The sequence below is a fragment of the Pseudomonas sp. FFUP_PS_473 genome (assembly GCF_002858665.1).
GTDB lineage: Bacteria > Pseudomonadota > Gammaproteobacteria > Pseudomonadales > Pseudomonadaceae > Aquipseudomonas > Aquipseudomonas defluvii.
Genome location: NZ_PJQQ01000022.1, coordinates 1 through 19,517, shown reverse-complemented (window position 1 = coordinate 19,517; position 19,517 = coordinate 1). Strand labels below are relative to the sequence as shown.

The following is a 19,517-nucleotide window of genomic DNA, read 5'->3' as shown; positions in this document are numbered from 1 at the left end:
GCTGGGCTGCGGTAACAGCTCAGTCTTGTCGGGGCGCGGGTCTCATTTCAGGCCGGTTACCCCCAGTGACCCTTTGGTCACCGGCGGAGTATACCAAACCCTTGGTCTTAATCACCAAGACGTAGTGGTCGGTTGGTCACTTATAGACGAAAGATGTAGAGATTTTGGCGCTTTGTGACGGATTGGTGTACGAGGTTTCCGTTATCCGTCAACTGGGTTAGGCTCTGGGTAATGCATGATGACGAACCACACCAAAAAAACGGAGTGCAGCATGGGATACCAGAAAATCAAGGTTCCGGCAGTCGGCGACAAAATCACCGTCAACGCAGACCATTCTCTCAATGTTCCAGACAACCCGATCATCCCGTTCATTGAAGGTGACGGCATTGGCGTCGACGTCAGCCCGGTCATGATCAAGGTTGTCGATGCTGCCGTAGAGAAAGCCTATGGTGGCAAGCGCAAGATCTCCTGGATGGAAGTCTATGCCGGCGAGAAAGCTACCCAGGTGTATGACCAGGATACCTGGCTGCCTCAGGAAACCCTGGATGCGGTCAGGGATTACGTCGTCTCCATCAAGGGCCCGCTGACCACTCCGGTCGGTGGTGGTATCCGTTCCCTGAACGTGGCCCTGCGTCAGCAACTGGACCTGTATGTCTGCCTGCGTCCGGTGGTGTGGTTCGAAGGCGTTCCAAGCCCGGTCAAGAAGCCCGGCGATGTCGATATGGTGATCTTCCGTGAGAACTCCGAAGACATCTATGCCGGTATCGAGTGGAAGGCGGGTTCGCCTGAGGCGAACAAGGTCATCAAGTTCCTGAAGGAAGAAATGGGCGTTACCAAGATCCGTTTCGATCAGGATTGCGGTATTGGTATCAAGCCGGTTTCCAAGCAAGGCACCCAGCGCCTGGTGCGCAAGGCCCTGCAGTACGTCGTGGATAACGACCGCGAGTCGCTGACCCTGGTGCACAAGGGCAACATCATGAAGTTCACCGAAGGTGCCTTCAAGGACTGGGGCTACGAAGTCGCCAAGAACGAGTTTGGCGCCGAACTGCTCGATGGTGGCCCGTGGATGCAGTTCACAAACCCGAAAACCGGCCGCAAGGTCGTGGTCAAGGATGCCATTGCCGACGCCATGCTCCAGCAGATCCTGCTGCGTCCAGCCGAGTACGATGTCATCGCCACCCTTAACCTCAACGGTGACTACCTGTCCGACGCGCTGGCGGCCGAGGTGGGCGGTATCGGTATTGCGCCGGGCGCCAACCTGTCCGACACCGTAGCCATGTTCGAAGCTACCCACGGTACTGCGCCGAAATACGCCGGCAAGAACCAGGTCAACCCGGGTTCGGTGATCCTCTCCGCTGAAATGATGCTCCGTCACCTGGGCTGGACCGAGGCGGCTGACCTGATCATCAAGGGCACCAACGGTGCTATTGCCGCCAAGACGGTGACCTACGACTTCGAGCGCCTGATGGACGGCGCTACGCTGGTGTCGAGTTCCGGTTTCGGTGAAGCACTGATCAAGCACATGTAAGGGCGGTACAAAAAAACCGGCCAGTCCTTGCGGATTGGCCGGTTTTTTATGGGCGATTCAAAAACAAGGTGTGTCAGGCGAGTGTGGTGGTCGAGGCGGAGGTGGGGGCTGCGGTTTCCGTCTTTGCGGCTGCCCTGATTTTCACGGCGTGCAAGCCCTTGGGGCCCTGGATGATGTCGAAGGCAACGGTTTGTCCGGCTTTCAGCGTCTTGTAGCCGTCCATCTCAATGGCCGAGTAGTGGGCGAACAGGTCTTCGGTCTTGCCCTCCTCGTTGATGAAGCCGTAGCCCTTGGCATTGTTGAACCACTTGACTTTACCGCTTGCCATCCTCATATCCCTCTGCAAAGGACTCCATCACTGGAGTATCATCCACTCAATCCGCTGATTAACCTGCGAACTCTGGTTGACTGCGCGGACCTTGTTGACCACGGTGGGTTCTTATTGGTTGTAACACCGTTTTGCTGATAGTCAAGGCGATGCGACGGTCGTCCAGGCGTCGACCCGGCGGTCAACTCACAACCTTAACGTGTCGAAATGATGAAATTCTTTCCATGCATGCACATAGCCAGATTCGACTAACATTCAATCAGGATCACCCGCAATCGCATGAGGACGATGGGTCCGGGCTGGCGGTGCAGGAAGCCAAGCCAGCGCTGCAGGCACCGCCGATGTACAAGGTGGTTTTGTTCAATGATGACTACACCCCGATGGATTTTGTCGTCGAAGTGCTCGAAATGTTCTTTAACCTGAACCGCGAGTTGGCGACCAAGGTCATGCTGGCCGTCCATACAGAAGGACGGGCAGTGTGCGGATTGTTTACCCGTGACATCGCCGAAACCAAGGCCATGCAGGTCAACCAATACGCCAGGGAAAGCCAGCATCCGCTACTCTGTGAAATCGAGAAGGACGGTTAATCGCCGACCACTTGGGTATGAGGTGAAGCTATGTTAAACCGCGAGCTCGAAGTCACCCTCAATCTGGCCTTCAAGGAGGCCCGTTCGAAGCGTCATGAGTTCATGACCGTCGAGCACCTTCTGCTGGCACTATTGGATAATGAGGCAGCCGCCACCGTTCTGCGGGCCTGTGGTGCGAACCTCGATAAACTCAAACACGACCTGCAGGAGTTCATCGACTCCACCACGCCATTGATCCCGGTGCACGATGAGGATCGCGAAACCCAGCCAACCCTGGGCTTCCAGCGCGTGTTGCAGCGTGCAGTATTCCATGTACAGAGCTCGGGCAAGCGTGAAGTGACCGGTGCCAATGTGCTGGTGGCGATCTTTAGCGAGCAGGAAAGCCAGGCGGTGTTTCTGCTGAAGCAGCAAAGTGTGGCCCGTATCGACGTGGTCAACTACATCGCCCATGGCATCTCCAAGGTGCCAGGGCACGGCGAGCATTCCGAAAACGATCAGGACATGCAGGATGAGGAGGGCGGCGAAACCTCTTCCTCGAGCAACCCGCTGGACGCCTATGCCAGCAACCTCAACGAGCAGGCACGCCAGGGTCGTATCGACCCATTGGTAGGGCGTGAGGCCGAGGTTGAGCGTGTGGCACAAATCCTTGCCCGTCGGCGCAAGAACAATCCGCTGCTGGTCGGTGAAGCGGGCGTGGGCAAGACGGCCATTGCCGAAGGCCTGGCCAAGCGTATCGTTGATGGCCAGGTGCCGGATCTGCTGTCGCACAGCGTGGTCTACTCGCTGGACCTGGGTGCGCTGTTGGCCGGTACCAAGTACCGTGGTGATTTCGAGAAGCGCTTCAAGGCGTTGCTCAATGAGCTGCGTAAACGGCCGCAGGCGATTCTGTTCATCGACGAGATTCACACCATTATCGGTGCCGGTGCGGCATCGGGCGGCGTGATGGATGCGTCCAATCTGCTCAAGCCCTTGCTGTCCTCGGGGGATATCCGCTGCATTGGCTCGACCACGTTCCAGGAGTTTCGTGGCATCTTCGAGAAAGACCGTGCCTTGGCGCGGCGCTTCCAGAAGGTCGATGTCAGTGAGCCATCGGTGGAAGACACCGTTGGTATCCTGCGTGGGCTCAAGGGGCGTTTCGAGTCGCATCACAACATCGAGTACAGCGATGAAGCCCTGCGTGCCGCTGCCGAGCTGGCAGCGCGCTACATCAATGACCGGCATATGCCTGACAAGGCCATCGACGTCATTGACGAGGCGGGCGCCTACCAGCGTCTGCAGCCGGTAGAGTCGCGAGTCAAGCGTATCGATGTACCTCAGGTCGAGGATATTGTTGCCAAGATCGCGCGGATCCCACCAAAACACGTCACCAGCTCCGACAAGGAACTGCTGCGTAACCTGGAGCGTGACCTGAAGCTGACCGTGTTCGGTCAGGACGCTGCCATCGATTCGCTGGCCACCGCAATCAAGCTGTCGCGGGCTGGCCTGAAGTCGCCGGACAAGCCGGTTGGCTCGTTCCTCTTTGCCGGGCCTACAGGTGTCGGCAAGACCGAGGCGGCGCGACAGCTGGCCAAGGCGCTGGGTGTCGAACTGGTGCGCTTTGACATGTCCGAGTACATGGAGCGGCATACCGTGTCGCGCCTGATTGGTGCGCCACCCGGTTACGTCGGTTTCGATCAGGGTGGTTTGCTGACCGAGGCAATCACCAAGCAGCCGCACTGCGTGTTGCTGCTTGATGAAATCGAGAAGGCGCATCCGGAAGTCTTCAACCTGCTGCTGCAGGTGATGGACCATGGCACGCTGACCGACAACAACGGGCGCAAGGCGGACTTCCGCAACGTGATTGTCATCATGACCACCAACGCGGGTGCCGAGACGGCTGCGCGCGCCTCGATTGGCTTTACGCAGCAGGATCACTCCTCCGATGCGATGGAAGTCATCAAGAAGAGCTTCACGCCGGAGTTCCGTAACCGCCTGGACACCATCATTCAATTTGGTCGTCTGAGCCACGAAACCATCAAGAGTGTGGTCGACAAGTTCCTCACCGAACTGCAGGCGCAACTCGAAGACAAGCGCGTGCTGTTGGAGGTTTCCGATGCGGCGCGTAGCTGGCTGGCAGCGGGTGGCTATGATGCGCAGATGGGTGCGCGGCCAATGGCGCGGCTGATTCAGGACAAGATCAAACGGCCATTGGCTGAAGAGATCCTGTTTGGTGAGCTGGCTGAGCATGGTGGCGTGGTGCACGTCGACATGCGTGATGGCGAGTTGGTGTTCGAGTTCGAGACGACGGCTGAAATGGCCTGATAGCCGTCATCGGCAGCCCGGCTCCTGCGGGAGTCGGCCTTGCCGGCGATGGTGCGGGTGGGTTCTCCATGGTTTCATTGAGACAAACGAAAACGCCCGGCTCATGCCGGGCGTTTTCGTTGATGACGCTTAACGGGCGCGGTAGGTGATGCGCCCTTTGCTCAGGTCATAAGGCGTCAGTTCGACGCGGACCTTGTCACCAGTCAGAATTCGAATGTAGTTCTTGCGCATTTTTCCGGAGATATGCGCGGTAACGACGTGCCCGTTTTCCAACTCCACGCGGAACATGGTGTTGGGCAGGGTGTCGACGACAGTGCCTTCCATTTCGAAGCTGTCTTCTTTCGACATGCAGTAAAGCCCTCGGTATCCAGTTAATGGCCCGGTGCGGCTGCGCCAGGCAAAAAAAGTGGCGTGCATTGTGCCCGAAAAATGGGGTTCAAGCCAAGGATTTCAATTTAGCGTCACCCAGCGCTGATTGATCAGCAGCTCGATGGGGCGGTACTGGGTCTTGTAATTCATCTTTTTACAGTTCTTGATCCAGTAGCCCAAGTAGACCGCCTCCAGGTTCAGGCGCAGCGCTTCGGTGATCTGCCAGAGGATGGCATAGCGCCCCAGGCTGCGACGCTCCTCATCGGGCTCGTAGAAGGTGTAGACGGCCGACAGGCCGTTGGGCAGTAGGTCGGTGACTGCCACGGCGAGCAGGCGACCGTCCAGGCGAAATTCATAGAAGCGTGAGAATGGCAGGTCGCGGACCAGGAAGGTGGCGAACTGATCGCGGCTTGGTGGGTACATGTCGCCATCGGCATGACGCTGTTCGATATAGCGTCGATACAGGTCGAAGTACTCTTCGTTGAAGGCCGGGCGCGCAGCGGTCACGACCAGGTCGGCGTTGCGCTTGAGGATGCGCTTCTGCTGGCGGTTGGGCAAAAACCGTGCGGCCGGAATGCGTGCCGGTACGCAGGCATTGCAGTTCTGGCAATGCGGCCGGTACAGGTGGTCGCCGCTGCGCCGGAAGCCCATTTCCGACAGATCTGCGTAGACATGCACGTCCATTGGCTGGCTCGGGTCGAGAAACAGCGTCGTGGCTTGCTCGTTTGGCAGGTAACTGCAGGAATGGGGTTGAGTGGCATAAAACTTCAACCGCGCCAGCTCTGTCATGATCAACCCCTCGGGAGTGACGTTTGTTTTAAGTGTAAGCCAGCTGGAAAAACTCGCCTAGCAAACCCATGTCGCCGAGTTGGTTTGATCGAGGTAGCGACGCAGGTAGTCGGCGAACGTGGCGCGGGCAATTGCCCGGGCGCCGAGGCTGTGCAGGTGCTCGGTGGGCATCTGGCAGTCGATCAGGACAAAGCCGGCGTTTTTCAGGTGCTCGACCAGCGTTGCAAAGCCGACTTTGGAGGCGTTGTCGGCCCGGCTGAACATCGACTCGCCGAAGAACAGGCGGCCCATTGCCAGCCCGTACAGGCCGCCGACCAGCTCACCTTGCTCGCGGACTTCCACGGAGTGGGCAAAACCCTGCTGGTGCAGCTTCAGGTACGCCTTCTGCATGCTGTCGGTGATCCAGGTGCCGTCGGCATAGGCGCGTGGCGCCGCGCAGGCACGGATGACACCGGCGAAGTCCTGGTCGAAGCTGACCTGATAGCGCCCTTGGCGCATGACCTTGCGCAACGAACGCGAGACATGCAACTCGTTGGGAAACAACACGGTGCGCGGGTCCGGTGACCACCACAGGATCGGCTGGCCATCCTGATACCAGGGGAAGCAGCCATGCCGATAGGCCTGGACCAGCCGTTCCGCGCTCAGGTCACCGCCAGCGGCGAGCAGGCCGTTGGGGTCGCGCAGCGCCTTTTCCAGAGGGGGGAAGTCAAGAGAATCGCGGCTCAGCCAGGTCAGCATCGTCGTTTCAACGGCAGAAGAGGGGAGGGTGGTCAGGATCGCCTGCCAGGGCGATGCGGGTCAACCGCAACTTGCCGGCTGATTTGTTGTCCCTACTACGCAAAAAGCCCGTATAAGCCTTTGTCACAAAAGAGAATGCGTGCTCAAATTGAACATTATGCAATTAATCCCGTCTGCGACGTATTCTGGCGCACCGCCATGGCGGCATACGGGTAGTAATGTTAAAAGTAATGGTTTGTTGGCTGCCTCCGACAGCCGACCACCTGTTGGACGCGCAAGCAGCGCAGGAATAGACGCGTTTTGAAGAAATCCACCGCTACCCCAAACCCCTTGCCGGTTCCGCTTTGGCGCCAGCAACTGCACTACCGGCTCAAGGAGGGTGCCCTGATTGCCATGGGCGCCCTGTGCCTGTATCTGTGGATGGCTCTGCTTACCTACGACCAGGCAGACCCTGGCTTCAGCCACACCAGCAACGTCGATCAGGTGCAGAACGCGGCGGGCCGCGCCGGCGCCTTCTTTGCGGACGTGTTGTTCATGGTGCTGGGCTATTTCGCCTACATCTTCCCGCTGTTGCTGGCGATCAAGACCTGGCAGATCTTTCGTGAGCGTCACCAGCCCTGGCAGTGGAGCGGCTGGCTGTTTTCCTGGCGCCTGATCGGCTTGGTGTTCCTGGTGCTGTCCGGTGCCGCGCTGGCGCATATCCATTTTCATTCGGCCCCAAGCCTGCCGGCGTCTGCCGGCGGCGCGCTGGGCGAAAGCCTGGGTGACCTGGCCAAGAATGCCTTGAACGTGCAGGGCAGCACCCTGATGTTCATTGCCCTGTTTCTGTTTGGCCTTACCGTGTTCACCGACCTGTCGTGGTTCAAGGTGATGGACCTTACCGGCAAGATCACCCTTGACCTGTTCGAAGTGTTCCAGGGGGCGGCCAGTCGTTGGTGGTCAGCGCGTAACGAACGCAAGCAACTGGTTGCCCAGCTGCGTGCGGTCGACGAGCAGGACCACGAGATCATGGCGCCGGTGGTTGCCGAGCGCCGCGAGCCGGCCAAGGCTCGTGAGCGCGTCGTCGAGCGTGAGCCGGCGCCGAGCAAACCGGTGGTCGAGCGTCCTCAGTCGCCTGCGCCGATCATCATGCCAGCTCCAGCTCCAGCTCCAGCTCCAGCGCAGGTCAAGGCGGCAGAACCGATCAAGCGTGTGCAGGCGGAAAAACCCGCACAGGTGTTCGTCGATAGCGCCGTCGAGGGCACCTTGCCGCCGATCTCTATCCTCGATCCTGCCGAGAAGAAGCAGGTCAACTATTCGCCTGAGTCGCTGGCTGGTGTCGGGCAGTTGCTGGAAATCAAACTCAAGGAGTTCGGTGTCGAAGTGTCGGTGGACTCGATCCACCCCGGCCCGGTGATTACCCGTTACGAAATCCAGCCCGCTGCCGGGGTCAAGGTCAGCCGTATTGCCAACCTGGCCAAGGACCTGGCGCGTTCGCTGGCCGTGACCAGCGTGCGCGTGGTCGAGGTCATCCCCGGCAAGACTACCGTGGGTATCGAGATCCCGAACGAAGACCGGCAGATCGTGCGCTTCTCCGAAGTGCTGTCGTCGCCGCAGTACGATGAAGCCAAGTCGCCGGTTACCCTGGCGCTGGGCCATGACATTGGCGGCAAGCCGGTGATTACCGACCTGGCCAAGATGCCGCACCTGTTGGTGGCCGGTACTACCGGTTCCGGTAAATCGGTGGGCGTCAACGCGATGATCCTGTCGATCCTGTTCAAGTCGAGCCCGGAAGACGCCAAGCTGATCATGATCGACCCGAAAATGCTCGAGCTGTCGATCTATGAGGGCATTCCGCACCTGCTTTGCCCTGTCGTCACCGACATGAAGGACGCGGCCAACGCCCTGCGCTGGAGCGTGGCCGAGATGGAGCGTCGCTACAAGCTGATGGCTGCCATGGGTGTGCGTAACCTGGCCGGCTTCAACCGAAAGATCAAGGATGGCGAGGAAGCCGGCGAGCCGGTTTATGACCCGCTGTTCCGCCGTGAGAGCATGGACGACCAGCCGCCGCTGCTGAAAACCCTGCCGACCATCGTGGTGGTGGTCGACGAATTTGCCGACATGATGATGATCGTTGGCAAGAAGGTCGAAGAGCTGATCGCCCGTATCGCCCAGAAAGCGCGTGCGGCCGGTATCCACTTGATCCTCGCGACTCAGCGGCCCTCGGTGGACGTGATTACCGGCCTGATCAAGGCCAACATTCCAACCCGAATGGCCTTCCAGGTATCGAGCAAGATCGACTCGCGCACCATCATTGACCAAGGTGGTGCCGAGCAGTTGCTCGGCCATGGTGACATGCTCTACATGCCGCCAGGCACCAGCCTGCCGATCCGTGTACACGGTGCGTTCGTTTCCGACGAAGAAGTGCACCGCGTGGTTGAAGCGTGGAAGCAGCGTGGCGCCCCGGACTACAACGACGACATCCTCAACGGTGTCGAAGAGGCCGGCAGTGGCTTCGACGGCGGTAGCGGCGGCGAGGGTGGCGACGACGCTGAGACCGATGCGTTGTACGATGAAGCGGTTCAGTTCGTTCTGGAAAGTCGTCGTGCGTCCATCTCCGCGGTTCAGCGCAAGCTGAAGATCGGCTACAACCGCGCTGCGCGGATGATCGAAGCGATGGAAATGGCGGGTGTGGTCACGGCCATGAACACCAACGGCTCGCGCGAGGTCATTGCGCCTGGGCCAATGCGCGACTGATGATCGATTTTGCCGGGTGCCAATGACGGTGCCCGGCCCATTCACTGTTCTACGAGGATTCTCATGCGCCTGATTCGCATGTTGTTGGTTTCTGCCCTGACGGTGTCCGCCATTCCGGCCTATGCCGGTGAGCAAGACGTGGCGCGTCTGACCCAGTTGCTGGAAAAATCGCAGACAATCACTGCCCGTTTCTCTCAGTTGACCCTTGATGGCAGCGGTACCCAGTTGCAGGAAACCAACGGTGAAATGTCGGTGAAACGCCCTGGCTTGTTCTACTGGCACACCGATGCGCCACAGGAGCAGGTCGTGGTGTCGGACGGGCAGAAAGTCACCCTGTGGGACCCGGACCTGGAACAGGCGACCATCAAGAAGCTCGACGAGCGTCTGACCCAGACGCCAGCACTGCTGCTGTCCGGCGATGTGTCGAAGATCAGCCAGAGCTTCGAGATCTCTTCCAAGGAGCAAGGCGAAGTGGTGGATTTCACCCTCAAGCCGAAGACCAAGGACACCTTGTTCGACTCCCTGCGTCTGTCGTTTCGCCGTGGCCTGATCAATGACATGCAACTGATCGACAGCGTCGGTCAGCGCACCAATATCCTGTTCACCGGGGTCAAGGCCAACGAGGCGATTCCAGCGGGCAGATTCAAGTTCGATATCCCGAAAGGCGCTGACGTCATTCAGGAATAAGAGGTAAGGCAGCCGTTGATGGACCTGTTTCGTAGTGAGCCTGTTGCCCAGCCCTTGGCCGCGCGTCTGCGCCCGGCCAACCTGGACGAGTACGTCGGTCAGGAGCACCTGCTGGCGCGTGGCAAGCCACTGCGTGAAGCACTGGAACAGGGCGCGCTGCACTCGATGATCTTCTGGGGGCCGCCAGGGGTGGGCAAGACCACCCTGGCGCGGCTGCTGGCGCAGTTTTGCGATGCCCACTTCGAAACGGTGTCGGCCGTGCTGGCCGGGGTCAAGGAGATCCGTCACGCGGTAGAAATCGCCAAGCAGCAGGCCGGCCAGTATGGTCGCCGGACCATCCTGTTCGTCGATGAAGTGCACCGTTTCAACAAGTCGCAGCAGGATGCTTTCCTGCCCTACGTCGAAGACGGCACGCTGATCTTCATTGGCGCGACCACCGAGAACCCTTCGTTTGAATTGAACAACGCCTTGCTGTCGCGGGCGCGGGTCTATGTGCTGAAAAGCCTCGACGAAGCGGCGTTGCGCAAGCTGGTGCAGCGTGCGCTGAGCGAAGAACGTGGCCTGGGCAAGCGCCAGCTCAGCCTGGGCGATGAAGGCTTCAAGATGCTTTTGGCGGCGGCGGATGGCGATGGCCGGCGTTTGCTCAACCTGCTGGAAAACGCCTCGGACCTGGCCGAAGACGGCAGTGAGATCGGCGTCGACCTGCTGCAAAGCCTGCTGGGCGATACCCGTCGCCGTTTCGACAAGGGCGGAGAGGCGTTCTACGACCAGATTTCGGCACTGCACAAATCGGTGCGTGGCTCCAACCCCGACGGTGCGCTGTACTGGTTTGCGCGGATGCTCGACGGCGGGTGCGACCCACTCTACATTGCCCGGCGCGTGGTGCGCATGGCCAGTGAAGACATCGGCAACGCCGATCCTCGCGCGTTAAGCCTGTGCCTGGCCGCCTGGGACGTGCAGGAGCGCCTGGGCAGCCCGGAAGGCGAGCTGGCGGTGGCGCAAGCGATTACCTACCTGGCCTGTGCGCCGAAGAGTAACGCGGTGTACATGGGCTTCAAGGCTGCCATGCGCGAAGCCGCCGAGCACGGTTCGCTTGAGGTGCCGCTGCATTTGCGCAACGCGCCGACCAAGCTGATGAAGCAGTTGGGCTACGGGGACGAGTACCGTTATGCCCACGACGAGCCGGATGCCTATGCCGCTGGCGAAGACTACTTCCCCGACAACCTGGAACCGCGCCAGTACTATCAACCGGTACCGCGCGGCCTGGAGCTGAAGATCGGCGAAAAGCTCAAGCACCTGGCCGAGCTGGACCGGCAAAGCCCACGGCAACGGAGAAAACCATGATTGCGGTTGTTGCGGCGGTGAGTGCAGGCGGCATTGCCGGTACCTTGCTGCGCTTTGCCACAGCCAATTGGGTGAACGCGCACTGGCCACGCCACTTCTATCTCGGTACGCTGGCAGTCAATCTGATTGGATGCTTGTTGATCGGGCTGTTGTACGGTTTGTTTTTGCATCGCCCGCTGGTACCGGTCGAGTTGAGGGCCGGCCTGATTGTCGGTTTTCTTGGCGGCTTGACTACCTTTTCATCCTTTTCACTGGATACCGTGCGCCTGCTCGAAAGCGGGCAGGCGCCGCTGGCGTTCGGCTATGCCGCGCTCAGCGTACTTGGCGGCCTGCTCGCAACCTGGGCTGGCCTGTCTTTGACCAAATTCTGAACCAACGAGAGAACGATATGCTCGATTCCAAACTGTTACGCGGCCAACTTCAGGAAGTGGCGGACCGCCTGGCCTCCCGTGGCTTCAGCCTGGATGTCGCGCGCATCGAAGCACTGGAAGAGCGCCGCAAGGTGGTGCAAACCCGCACCGAGCAGCTGCAGGCCGAGCGTAACGCCCGTTCCAAGTCCATCGGCCAGGCCAAGGCCAAGGGCGAAGACATCGCTCCGCTGATGGCTGACGTCGAGCGCATGGCGACCGAACTGGCCAGTGGCAAGGTCGAGCTGGACAGCATCCAGTCCGAGCTGGATGGCATTCTGATGGGCATTCCGAACCTGCCGGACGCTTCCGTGCCGGTCGGTGAAGACGAAGAAGGCAACGTTGAAGTGCGCCGCTGGGGCACCCCGAAGGCCTTTGATTTCCCGGTCCAGGATCACGTCGCCCTGGGCGAGAAGAACGGCTGGCTGGACTTCGAGACCGCAGCCAAGCTGTCGGGCGCACGTTTTGCCCTGCTGCGTGGCCCGATTGCGCGCCTGCACCGTGCCCTGGCCCAGTTCATGATCAACCTGCACATCAACGAGCACGGTTACGAAGAGGCCTACACCCCGTACCTGGTTCAAGCACCTGCGCTGCAAGGCACTGGCCAGCTGCCGAAGTTCGAGGAAGACCTGTTCAAGATCAGCCGTGAAGGCGAAGCCGACTTCTACCTGATCCCGACCGCTGAAGTGTCGCTGACCAACATCGTCGCTGGCGAGATCCTCGATGCCAAGCAACTGCCGATCAAGTTCGTTGCCCACACCCCATGCTTCCGCAGTGAAGCCGGTGCGTCGGGGCGTGATACCCGCGGCATGATCCGTCAGCACCAGTTCGACAAGGTCGAGATGGTTCAGATCGTTGAGCCGAGCAAGTCCATGGAAGCCCTGGAAGGCCTGACGGCGAACGCCGAGCGCGTACTGCAAGCCCTCGAGCTGCCATACCGCGTGCTGGCACTGTGCACCGGCGACATGGGTTTCAGCGCCACCAAGACCTACGACCTGGAAGTCTGGGTGCCGAGCCAGGACAAGTACCGCGAAATTTCCTCGTGCTCCAACTGTGGTGACTTCCAGGCCCGTCGTATGCAGGCCCGCTGGCGTAACCCGGAAACCGGCAAGCCGGAACTGGTGCACACCCTCAACGGTTCTGGCCTGGCGGTCGGCCGTACGCTGGTGGCAGTGCTGGAGAACTACCAGCAAGCCGATGGCTCGATTCGTGTGCCAGAAGTCCTCAAGCCTTACATGGGCGGCCTGGAGGTCATCGGCTAAATGGAATTTCTACCGCTGTTCCACAACCTGCGTGGCAGCCGTGTGCTGGTCGTAGGTGGCGGCGAGATTGCCTTGCGCAAATCTCGCTTGCTGGCAGATGCCGGCGCCGTATTACGTGTGGTTGCGCCCGAGATCGAAGGGCAATTGGCCGAGCTCGCCCGGCACAGCGGTGGTGAACTCCTGTCCCGTGGGTATCAGGAAAGCGATCTGGACGGTTGTCAGTTGATCATCGCGGCTACTGATGACCAGGAACTCAATGCTCAGGTGTCTGCAGATGCCCGCAAGCGTTGTGTGCCGGTCAATGTGGTCGATGCGCCAGCGTTGTGTTCGGTGATTTTTCCGGCCATTGTCGACCGTTCGCCACTGGTTGTTGCGGTGTCCAGCGGCGGCGATGCACCGGTCCTGGCGCGGTTGATCCGGGCCAAGATGGAAACCTGGATCCCTGCGGCTTATGGCGAGCTGGCCGGCCTGGCAGCGCGTTTTCGCCACAAGGTGAAAGCGCTCTACCCAGACGTCAACCAGCGCCGTGGCTTCTGGGAAGATGTCTTTCAGGGGCCGATTGCCGAGCGCCAACTGGCCGGGCAGGGTGCTGAAGCCGAGCGTTTGTTGCAAGCCAAGGTAGACGGCGTACCCGCGCAGACGTCAGGTGAGGTGTACCTGGTTGGCGCTGGTCCTGGCGATCCTGATCTGCTGACGTTCCGCGCCTTGCGCCTGATGCAGCAAGCGGATGTGGTGCTCTATGACCGCCTGGTGGCACCGGCAATCATTGAGCTGTGCCGTCGTGATGCCGAGCGTATTTACGTTGGCAAGCGTCGCGCCGATCACGCCGTGCCTCAGGATCAGATCAATCAGCTTTTGGTTGACCTGGCCAAGCAAGGCAAGCGCGTGCTGCGGCTCAAGGGGGGCGATCCGTTCATCTTTGGGCGTGGCGGCGAGGAAATCGAGGAACTGGCGGAGCAGGGTATTCCATTCCAGGTAGTGCCCGGTATCACGGCGGCCAGTGGTTGCTCGGCGTATGCCGGTATCCCGCTGACCCACCGTGACTATGCCCAGTCAGTGCGCTTCGTGACCGGTCATCTCAAGGATGGCACCAGTAACTTGCCGTGGAACGATCTGGTGGCGCCTGCGCAAACCCTGGTGTTCTACATGGGGCTGGTGGGGTTGCCGACTATCTGTGCCGAGCTGATCCGTCATGGTCGTGCCGCCGATACCCCGGCGGCGCTGGTTCAGCAGGGCACCACGCCTAACCAGCGAGTCTTTACCGGCACGTTGGCTGACCTGCCGACACTGGTGGCGGAGCATGAAGTCCATGCGCCAACGCTGGTCATCGTCGGTGAGGTGGTGCAACTGCGTGACAAGCTCGCCTGGTTCGAAGGCGCCCAGTAAAAGCTGGCCCTTGTTGGCGATTGCAGCGATGGGCGCCGCCAGTGCGGCGCCTTCATTGTCAGGCCTGCCGGGTCATTAACCGAGCGGGCGTGCGTCCCAGTACGCCCGTGCCTTGGCGAACGCGTTTTCACGGTCGTCGCCCAGCCCGCGCAGGGCCAGGGCCATGGTCGAAATCAAAGCCATTTCACCGTAGCTGTCGCGGGCTTCACCGCGCCAGACCGCCAGTAAATGCTCCGGCTCCAGGCTGGCCGGTTTGACATGGCGCTGTGCAGCGAGCGCTGGCCATTCCTCATCCCAATCCTGCCCGCCTACCGTGCCATACAAATGGCTGGCGCTGTCCGGGTTGACCTCTATCTCACCCCCGTCGCCCTTGACCACAATGGCCGTGTCACCGAGCAGTCGGCTGGCTTCGCGATGCACTGCCTGATAGCCGGGGTGGAAGATGCTCTGCAGGCCGCAGCGCGCGCCCAACGGGTTGAGCACGCGGGCCAGGGAATGGATGGGTGAACGCAGGCCCAGGGTGTTGCGCAGGTCGATCATCCGCTGCAACGGGGGCGCCCAGTCCTGCAATGGAGCAAACGCCAGGTGCTGGTTATCCAGCGCCGTGGACACGGCATTCCAGTCGCGGCACAGCGGGATCTGCAGCAGGTCGAGCAGTTGCTCGGTGTACAGGCGCCCCGCGGTATGCGCACCGCCGCCATGCATCAGGATACGCACGCCGTTTGCTGCCAGGCACTTGGCCGCCAGCAGGAACCAGGGCAGGTGACGTTTCTTGCCCGCGTAGCTTGGCCAGTCGAGGTCGACCTGCATTGGCGGCGCTTGCAGGCGCTGGCGCAGCGCTTCGGTGAAGCCTGCCAGTTCCTCGGGGCTCTCTTCCTTGTGCCGCAACAGCATCAGGAACGCACCCAGCTGGGTTTCCTCGACCTTCTCGTCGAGCAGCATGCCCATGGCCTCACGGGCTTCTTCGCGGGTCAGGCCGCGAGCACCGCGCTTGCCTTTGCCAAGGATGCGCACAAATTGGGCGAAAGGGTGCTCAGCCGGGGTTTCGAGGGTCAACGGGCGAGGATCGGTCATATGCAATTGGTTGGCTTCGGCAGGCCCGCCAGCTTGGCGGCGAGTTTGGCAGGGGTGCCCTTGAACAGGCGATTCAGGTGCAGGCTGTTGCCTTTTTCCGGGCCCAGCTTCAAGGCTGTGTATTTGATCAGCGGGCGGGTGGCTGGCGACAGCTGGAACTCCTGGTAGAACTGACGTAGCAGTTCCAGTACTTCCCAGTGCTCGGGGGTCAGTTCCAGTGCTTCACGCTCAGCCAACGCGGCGGCGACTTCGCTGGACCAGTCACTCAGTTCCAGCAGGTAGCCCTCTTTATCCAGCGCGATGTCGCGGGTGCCGACAGTCAGGGTACTCATAACCAGCTGTTGACCTTGTCGTATTGCAGGGACAGGGCCACGAAAGCCGGGTAATCGACGCTGCGGGCCAGGGTGTCTGCCGCAATGGCGCGAGCCTGCAGGTCCTCTTCAAGGGCAAACAGGCGCTCGCCAAGGTTGTGGGCGAGCAGGGTGCTCAGCGGCGCGCTGCCGGGTTGCAGGGCATACACCGCATCGCCGCAGAGCAACAGGCCATCGGCGGGGCCGAGCAGGCGCAGGCAGCTGCTCAGGCGGTCGTCGCCAAAGGGTGAGTGGGAAATGACGTGCAGGGTGCTCATCAGAGGGTTACCACCTGGTCAAAACGGTCAATCAGCGCTGCCAGCGCAGCGTCGTCCAGCACTTCTACCGGCAAGCTCAACTGCTCGGTGCAAAGGCCGCGCTCGAGCAGGCTGGTGCGGGCGGCAAACAATTCTTCTACGCCGAACATGGGCAGCGCCTGCAGGTTGGCTGCAAGGTTCTTCTGCTGCAGCTGTGCGGGTTGCTGGCCGGGTGCGAGCTGGAACACACCGTCATCGAGAAACAGCATGCCCAATGGCAGGTCAAAGGCGCCGCCGGCCAGGGCGATGTCCAGCGCTTCGCGGGCCGACGGGCCTGCCCACGGCGCTTGACGGCTGATGATCAACAGGGACTTGGCCATCTCAATCGCCTCCAAAGCAGACCAGACGGTCGGCGGTTTGTGCGGCCTCATGCAACTGGCCAAGGCCTGACAGCTCCCAAGGCGCCGACAGGTTTGCTGCCTGGCGCTGATAGCGTTGGGCTTCTTCTGCGTTCAGCACACCACGGCGCAAGGCGGCGGCAATGCACACCACGCCATCGAGCTGTTGCTCGCTGACGAAGGTGCGCCACTGGGCTGGAACATCCAGCTCATCCTGGGGCGTGACCACATTGCTTGAAGCGCTGTGAACGCCATCCTGGTAGAAAAACAACCGGACGATCTCGTGCCCGCCTGCCAGTACGGCCTGGGCGAACAGCAGGGCGCGGCGCGAGGAGGGCGCATGGGCCGGGGAAAAAACCGCAATCGCGAACTTCATGGGAGGCTCTGTCAGCAAATCTGTGGGAATAATAAAGCAAAAAGCCCGCAGCGGGCTGCGGGCTTCCTGTTCTATCGGTTGCCAGGCGCGAGGCGCCGCCAATCAGGCCTTGTGCGTGCTGCTTTCTGGCAGGAACCAGTTCAATACCAGCGCACAGATCCCGCCGGTGGCGACGCCCGACTCCAGCACATTGCGCAGTGCCGACGGCATATGGGCGAGGAACTCCGGTACTTGCGCCACACCCAGCCCCAGCGCCAGCGACACCGAGATAATCAGCAGTGCGCGGCGGTCCAGGCTGATGCTGGCGAGGATATTGATACCCGATGCCGCCACGGCCCCGAACATCACCATCGCTGCGCCACCCAATACCGGCTCAGGCACCGCCTGAATCACACCGGCCACTGCCGGGAACAGGCCCAGCAGCACCAGCATTGCGGCGATCCACACACCGATATGGCGGCTGGCGATACCGGTCAACTGAATCACCCCATTGTTCTGGGCGAAGATCGAGCTGGGGAAGGTGTTGAATACGCCGGCCAACAGCGAGTTGGCGCCGTTCACCAGCACGCCGCCCTTGATCCGCTGCATCCACACCGGGCCTTCTACCGGCTGGCGCGACACCTTACTGGTGGCGGTTACGTCACCGATGGCTTCCAGCGAGGTCACCAGGTAGATCACCAGCATCGGGATAAACAGTGCCCAGGAGAAGCTCAGGCCGAAGTGCAGCGGCATCGGCACCTGGAACAGCTCGGCCTGGTGCATGCCGGTAAAGTCCAGGCGGCCCATGTAGCCGGCCAGCGCATAACCCACGGCTAGGGCAATGACGATGGCGCAACTGCGCATCCAGACCACAGGAATACGGTTGAGCACCACGATAATCGCCAGCACCACACCTGACAGCAGCAGGTTCTCACCGTTGGCGAAGGTGCCGTTGGCCATGGCCGCAAAGCCGCCACCCATGCTGATCAGGCCGACCTTGATCAGGGTCAGGCCGATCATCAGCACCACGATACCGGTCACCAGCGGGGTGATCAGGCGCTTGACGAACGGCAGGATCCGGGAAATACCCATCTCCACGAAGGAGCCGGCAATGACCACACCAAAGATGGCTGCCATCACGCCTTCTACCGGCGTGCCTTGCTTGACCATCAACGCACCGCCAGCGATCAGCGGGCCGACAAAGTTGAAGCTTGTGCCCTGCACGATCAGCAATCCGGCGCCAAACGGCCCGAAGCGGCGGCACTGCACAAAGGTGGCAATCCCGGAGATGACCAGCGACATCGACACGATCAGGTTGGTATCGCGGGCTGAAACCCCCAGTGCCTGGCAAATCAGCAGGCCGGGGGTCACGATCGGCACGATGATCGCCAGCAAGTGCTGCAGGGCGGCCAGCAGGCCGATCAGCGGGCGAGGGCGGTCTTCCAGACCCAGGACCAGTTCATTGGCCTGCGCGGGTGCGCCGGGCCGGTGTTCGATTGCGCTCATGGGTAGTGTGCTGCCCCGGGAGAAAAAAGGAGCGCATTCTACGGTGGCACACCCATTTGGCAAAGCCCAAACGCCACCCATGAAAAAGCCCACCGAAGTGGGCTTTCGTACACTACCGGGCTATCAGTCGTCGCGACCCATCAGGCCAAACAGCTGCAGCAGGCTGATGAACAGGTTGTAGATCGATACATACAGGCTGATGGTTGCCATGATGTAGTTGCGCTCACCACCGTGGATGATCGCGCTGGTCTGGAACAGAATGCAGACCGACGAGAACAGCACGAAGCCGGCGCTGATCGCCAGTTGCAGGCCGCTGATCTGGAAGAACAGGCTGGCCAGTACTGCGCCCATCAGCACGAAGAAACCGGCAGTGATGAAGCCACCCAGGAAGCTCATGTCCTTGCGGGTGATCAGCACATAGGCCGACAGGCCGCCGAACACCAGCGCGGTCATGGCGAATGCCGAGCTGACGACTTCAGCGCCGCCCTGCATGCCCAGGTAACGGTTGAGGATAGGGCCGAGGATGAAACCCATGAAACCGGTGAGGGCGAACGTGGAGACCAGGCCCCAGACCGAATCACGCAGCTTGTTGGTGAGGAAGAACAGGCCATAAAAGCCGATCAGCACCACGAACACGTTCGGGTAGCCGACGCGCATCTGCTGGGCCACGTAGGCCATGATGCCGCTGAAAACAAGGGTTAAAGCCAGAAGGCCGTACGTGTTACGCAGGACGCGGCTGACTTCTTGCTGTTCGACCTGCAGGCCGTGATTGACGGCGTAATCCTGTTCGCGCATGGCGACACTCCTGTGGTTTTGAAACGTTCAGATGCAAAGATCATAACAGAGGCATGCAAAGCGGCTACACAGAGAGTTTGACAGCTTGTTTCATTTCGGTATTATGGCGCCCGCAAAGCCGAGGAAGCGTGGCCGAGTGGTTTAAGGCAACGGTCTTGAAAACCGTCGATGGGCAACTATCCTAGAGTTCGAATCTCTACGCTTCCGCCATATTCAAAGCCCTGATTATTCAGGGCTTTTTGCGTTGTGCGCCAGGCATGGCGCGTTGCGCGTTAGCGCAACCCGTTTGGCTGTGGTGGCTGAATGGGTGACTTGGAGGT

General features: G+C 60.6%; 20 protein-coding genes and 1 tRNA gene. 10 read left to right on the top strand and 11 right to left on the bottom strand.

Annotation, left to right across the window (positions count from 1 at the left end; genetic code table 11):
• Positions 1-271: 271 nt before the first annotated feature.
• Positions 272-1,528 (top strand): NADP-dependent isocitrate dehydrogenase, encoded by a 1,257-nt coding sequence (icd, locus tag CYD26_RS16055; RefSeq protein ID WP_065758550.1) that lies wholly within the window; start codon positions 272-274, stop codon positions 1,526-1,528.
• 73 nt (positions 1,529-1,601) lie between these two features.
• Here the strand turns inward: icd and cspD are convergent, their stop codons facing one another.
• Positions 1,602-1,856, bottom strand: a complete 255-nt coding sequence (gene cspD / locus CYD26_RS16050) for a cold shock domain-containing protein CspD (protein WP_178081716.1) — start codon at positions 1,854-1,856, stop codon at positions 1,602-1,604.
• Between the two features lie 224 nt (positions 1,857-2,080).
• Here cspD and clpS point away from each other — a divergent pair, with 224 nt between their 5' ends.
• On the top strand, positions 2,081-2,443 hold the full coding sequence (gene clpS / locus CYD26_RS16045; protein ID WP_065758552.1) for an ATP-dependent Clp protease adapter ClpS: 363 nt from the start codon (positions 2,081-2,083) through the stop codon (positions 2,441-2,443).
• Positions 2,444-2,473: 30 nt separating this feature from the next.
• Positions 2,474-4,744 (top strand): ATP-dependent Clp protease ATP-binding subunit ClpA, encoded by a 2,271-nt coding sequence (gene clpA / locus CYD26_RS16040; RefSeq protein ID WP_065758553.1) that lies wholly within the window; start codon positions 2,474-2,476, stop codon positions 4,742-4,744.
• Positions 4,745-4,873: 129 nt separating this feature from the next.
• On the opposite strand, the gene infA is transcribed toward clpA, so the two are convergent.
• From infA to aat, 3 genes are all read right to left on the bottom strand, one after another.
• A complete protein-coding gene (gene infA, locus CYD26_RS16035; RefSeq protein WP_002553999.1) occupies positions 4,874-5,092 on the bottom strand; it encodes a translation initiation factor IF-1 in 219 nt (72 codons plus the stop codon).
• Between the two features lie 102 nt (positions 5,093-5,194).
• Entirely contained in the window at positions 5,195-5,902 is a 708-nt protein-coding gene (locus tag CYD26_RS16030; protein ID WP_102053056.1) for an arginyltransferase, read from the bottom strand.
• A gap of 57 nt (positions 5,903-5,959) precedes the next feature.
• Positions 5,960-6,640 carry a leucyl/phenylalanyl-tRNA--protein transferase gene (aat, locus tag CYD26_RS16025; protein WP_102053055.1) on the bottom strand — a complete coding sequence of 227 codons (681 nt, stop codon included), beginning with the start codon at positions 6,638-6,640 and terminating at the stop codon, positions 5,960-5,962.
• Between the two features lie 300 nt (positions 6,641-6,940).
• On the opposite strand from aat, the gene CYD26_RS16020 reads away from it, so the two are divergent.
• From CYD26_RS16020 to cysG, 6 genes are all read left to right on the top strand, one after another.
• The gene (locus tag CYD26_RS16020; protein WP_102053054.1) at positions 6,941-9,376 is read left to right on the top strand and encodes a DNA translocase FtsK; all 2,436 of its coding nucleotides are present in this window, start codon (positions 6,941-6,943) and stop codon (positions 9,374-9,376) included.
• Between the two features lie 63 nt (positions 9,377-9,439).
• Positions 9,440-10,063, top strand: a complete 624-nt coding sequence (lolA, locus tag CYD26_RS16015; protein WP_065761816.1) for an outer membrane lipoprotein chaperone LolA — start codon at positions 9,440-9,442, stop codon at positions 10,061-10,063.
• An 18-nt stretch (positions 10,064-10,081) separates the two neighbouring features.
• A complete protein-coding gene (locus tag CYD26_RS16010; RefSeq protein ID WP_065761815.1) occupies positions 10,082-11,407 on the top strand; it encodes a replication-associated recombination protein A in 1,326 nt (441 codons plus the stop codon).
• Positions 11,404-11,778: a fluoride efflux transporter CrcB gene (gene crcB, locus CYD26_RS16005; protein WP_099775287.1), complete on the top strand. Its 375-nt coding sequence runs from the start codon at positions 11,404-11,406 to the stop codon at positions 11,776-11,778. The genes CYD26_RS16010 and crcB overlap by 4 nt, the downstream gene beginning before the upstream one ends.
• A 17-nt stretch (positions 11,779-11,795) precedes the next feature.
• Positions 11,796-13,076 carry a serine--tRNA ligase gene (serS, locus tag CYD26_RS16000; RefSeq protein ID WP_102053053.1) on the top strand — a complete coding sequence of 427 codons (1,281 nt, stop codon included), beginning with the start codon at positions 11,796-11,798 and terminating at the stop codon, positions 13,074-13,076.
• Positions 13,077-14,462: a siroheme synthase CysG gene (gene cysG, locus CYD26_RS15995; protein ID WP_065761000.1), complete on the top strand. Its 1,386-nt coding sequence runs from the start codon at positions 13,077-13,079 to the stop codon at positions 14,460-14,462.
• A 75-nt stretch (positions 14,463-14,537) separates the two neighbouring features.
• Here cysG and CYD26_RS15990 read toward each other — a convergent pair whose 3' ends face one another.
• From CYD26_RS15990 to CYD26_RS15960, 7 genes are all read right to left on the bottom strand, one after another.
• Positions 14,538-15,536: a glycosyl transferase family protein gene (locus CYD26_RS15990; RefSeq protein ID WP_102053052.1), complete on the bottom strand. Its 999-nt coding sequence runs from the start codon at positions 15,534-15,536 to the stop codon at positions 14,538-14,540.
• Positions 15,533-15,868, bottom strand: a complete 336-nt coding sequence (locus tag CYD26_RS15985; RefSeq protein ID WP_102053051.1) for a TusE/DsrC/DsvC family sulfur relay protein — start codon at positions 15,866-15,868, stop codon at positions 15,533-15,535. The genes CYD26_RS15990 and CYD26_RS15985 overlap by 4 nt, the downstream gene beginning before the upstream one ends.
• Entirely contained in the window at positions 15,865-16,164 is a 300-nt protein-coding gene (gene tusB, locus CYD26_RS15980; protein ID WP_065760997.1) for a sulfurtransferase complex subunit TusB, read from the bottom strand. Before tusB ends, CYD26_RS15985 begins: the two co-directional genes overlap by 4 nt.
• Complete coding sequence (gene tusC / locus CYD26_RS15975) at positions 16,164-16,523, bottom strand: sulfurtransferase complex subunit TusC (protein ID WP_102053050.1); 360 nt, start codon at positions 16,521-16,523, stop codon at positions 16,164-16,166. Before tusC ends, tusB begins: the two co-directional genes overlap by 1 nt.
• A gap of 1 nt (position 16,524) precedes the next feature.
• Entirely contained in the window at positions 16,525-16,917 is a 393-nt protein-coding gene (tusD, locus tag CYD26_RS15970) for a sulfurtransferase complex subunit TusD (RefSeq protein WP_102053049.1), read from the bottom strand.
• Positions 16,918-17,019: 102 nt separating this feature from the next.
• A complete protein-coding gene (locus tag CYD26_RS15965; RefSeq protein WP_102053048.1) occupies positions 17,020-18,402 on the bottom strand; it encodes a nucleobase:cation symporter-2 family protein in 1,383 nt (460 codons plus the stop codon).
• 123 nt (positions 18,403-18,525) lie between these two features.
• A complete protein-coding gene (locus CYD26_RS15960) occupies positions 18,526-19,197 on the bottom strand; it encodes a Bax inhibitor-1/YccA family protein (RefSeq protein WP_102053047.1) in 672 nt (223 codons plus the stop codon).
• Between the two features lie 122 nt (positions 19,198-19,319).
• On the opposite strand from CYD26_RS15960, the gene CYD26_RS15955 reads away from it, so the two are divergent.
• Positions 19,320-19,407: transfer RNA gene (locus CYD26_RS15955), tRNA-Ser, on the top strand.
• Positions 19,408-19,517 lie beyond the last annotated feature (110 nt).

Excerpts from the sequence above, each read along its gene's own strand:
- icd (WP_065758550.1), top strand. The coding sequence starts at position 272 with ATGGGATACCAGAAAATCAAGGTTCCGGCAGTCGGCGACAAAATCACC.
- cspD (WP_178081716.1), bottom strand. The coding sequence starts at position 1,856 with ATGGCAAGCGGTAAAGTCAAGTGGTTCAACAATGCCAAGGGCTACGGC.
- clpS (WP_065758552.1), top strand. The coding sequence starts at position 2,081 with ATGCATGCACATAGCCAGATTCGACTAACATTCAATCAGGATCACCCG.
- clpA (WP_065758553.1), top strand. The coding sequence starts at position 2,474 with ATGTTAAACCGCGAGCTCGAAGTCACCCTCAATCTGGCCTTCAAGGAG.
- infA (WP_002553999.1), bottom strand. The coding sequence starts at position 5,092 with ATGTCGAAAGAAGACAGCTTCGAAATGGAAGGCACTGTCGTCGACACC.
- CYD26_RS16030 (WP_102053056.1), bottom strand. The coding sequence starts at position 5,902 with ATGACAGAGCTGGCGCGGTTGAAGTTTTATGCCACTCAACCCCATTCC.
- aat (WP_102053055.1), bottom strand. The coding sequence starts at position 6,640 with ATGCTGACCTGGCTGAGCCGCGATTCTCTTGACTTCCCCCCTCTGGAA.
- lolA (WP_065761816.1), top strand. The coding sequence starts at position 9,440 with ATGCGCCTGATTCGCATGTTGTTGGTTTCTGCCCTGACGGTGTCCGCC.
- CYD26_RS16010 (WP_065761815.1), top strand. The coding sequence starts at position 10,082 with ATGGACCTGTTTCGTAGTGAGCCTGTTGCCCAGCCCTTGGCCGCGCGT.
- crcB (WP_099775287.1), top strand. The coding sequence starts at position 11,404 with ATGATTGCGGTTGTTGCGGCGGTGAGTGCAGGCGGCATTGCCGGTACC.
- serS (WP_102053053.1), top strand. The coding sequence starts at position 11,796 with ATGCTCGATTCCAAACTGTTACGCGGCCAACTTCAGGAAGTGGCGGAC.
- cysG (WP_065761000.1), top strand. The coding sequence starts at position 13,077 with ATGGAATTTCTACCGCTGTTCCACAACCTGCGTGGCAGCCGTGTGCTG.
- CYD26_RS15990 (WP_102053052.1), bottom strand. The coding sequence starts at position 15,536 with ATGACCGATCCTCGCCCGTTGACCCTCGAAACCCCGGCTGAGCACCCT.
- CYD26_RS15985 (WP_102053051.1), bottom strand. The coding sequence starts at position 15,868 with ATGAGTACCCTGACTGTCGGCACCCGCGACATCGCGCTGGATAAAGAG.
- tusB (WP_065760997.1), bottom strand. The coding sequence starts at position 16,164 with ATGAGCACCCTGCACGTCATTTCCCACTCACCCTTTGGCGACGACCGC.
- tusC (WP_102053050.1), bottom strand. The coding sequence starts at position 16,523 with ATGGCCAAGTCCCTGTTGATCATCAGCCGTCAAGCGCCGTGGGCAGGC.
- tusD (WP_102053049.1), bottom strand. The coding sequence starts at position 16,917 with ATGAAGTTCGCGATTGCGGTTTTTTCCCCGGCCCATGCGCCCTCCTCG.
- CYD26_RS15965 (WP_102053048.1), bottom strand. The coding sequence starts at position 18,402 with ATGAGCGCAATCGAACACCGGCCCGGCGCACCCGCGCAGGCCAATGAA.
- CYD26_RS15960 (WP_102053047.1), bottom strand. The coding sequence starts at position 19,197 with ATGCGCGAACAGGATTACGCCGTCAATCACGGCCTGCAGGTCGAACAG.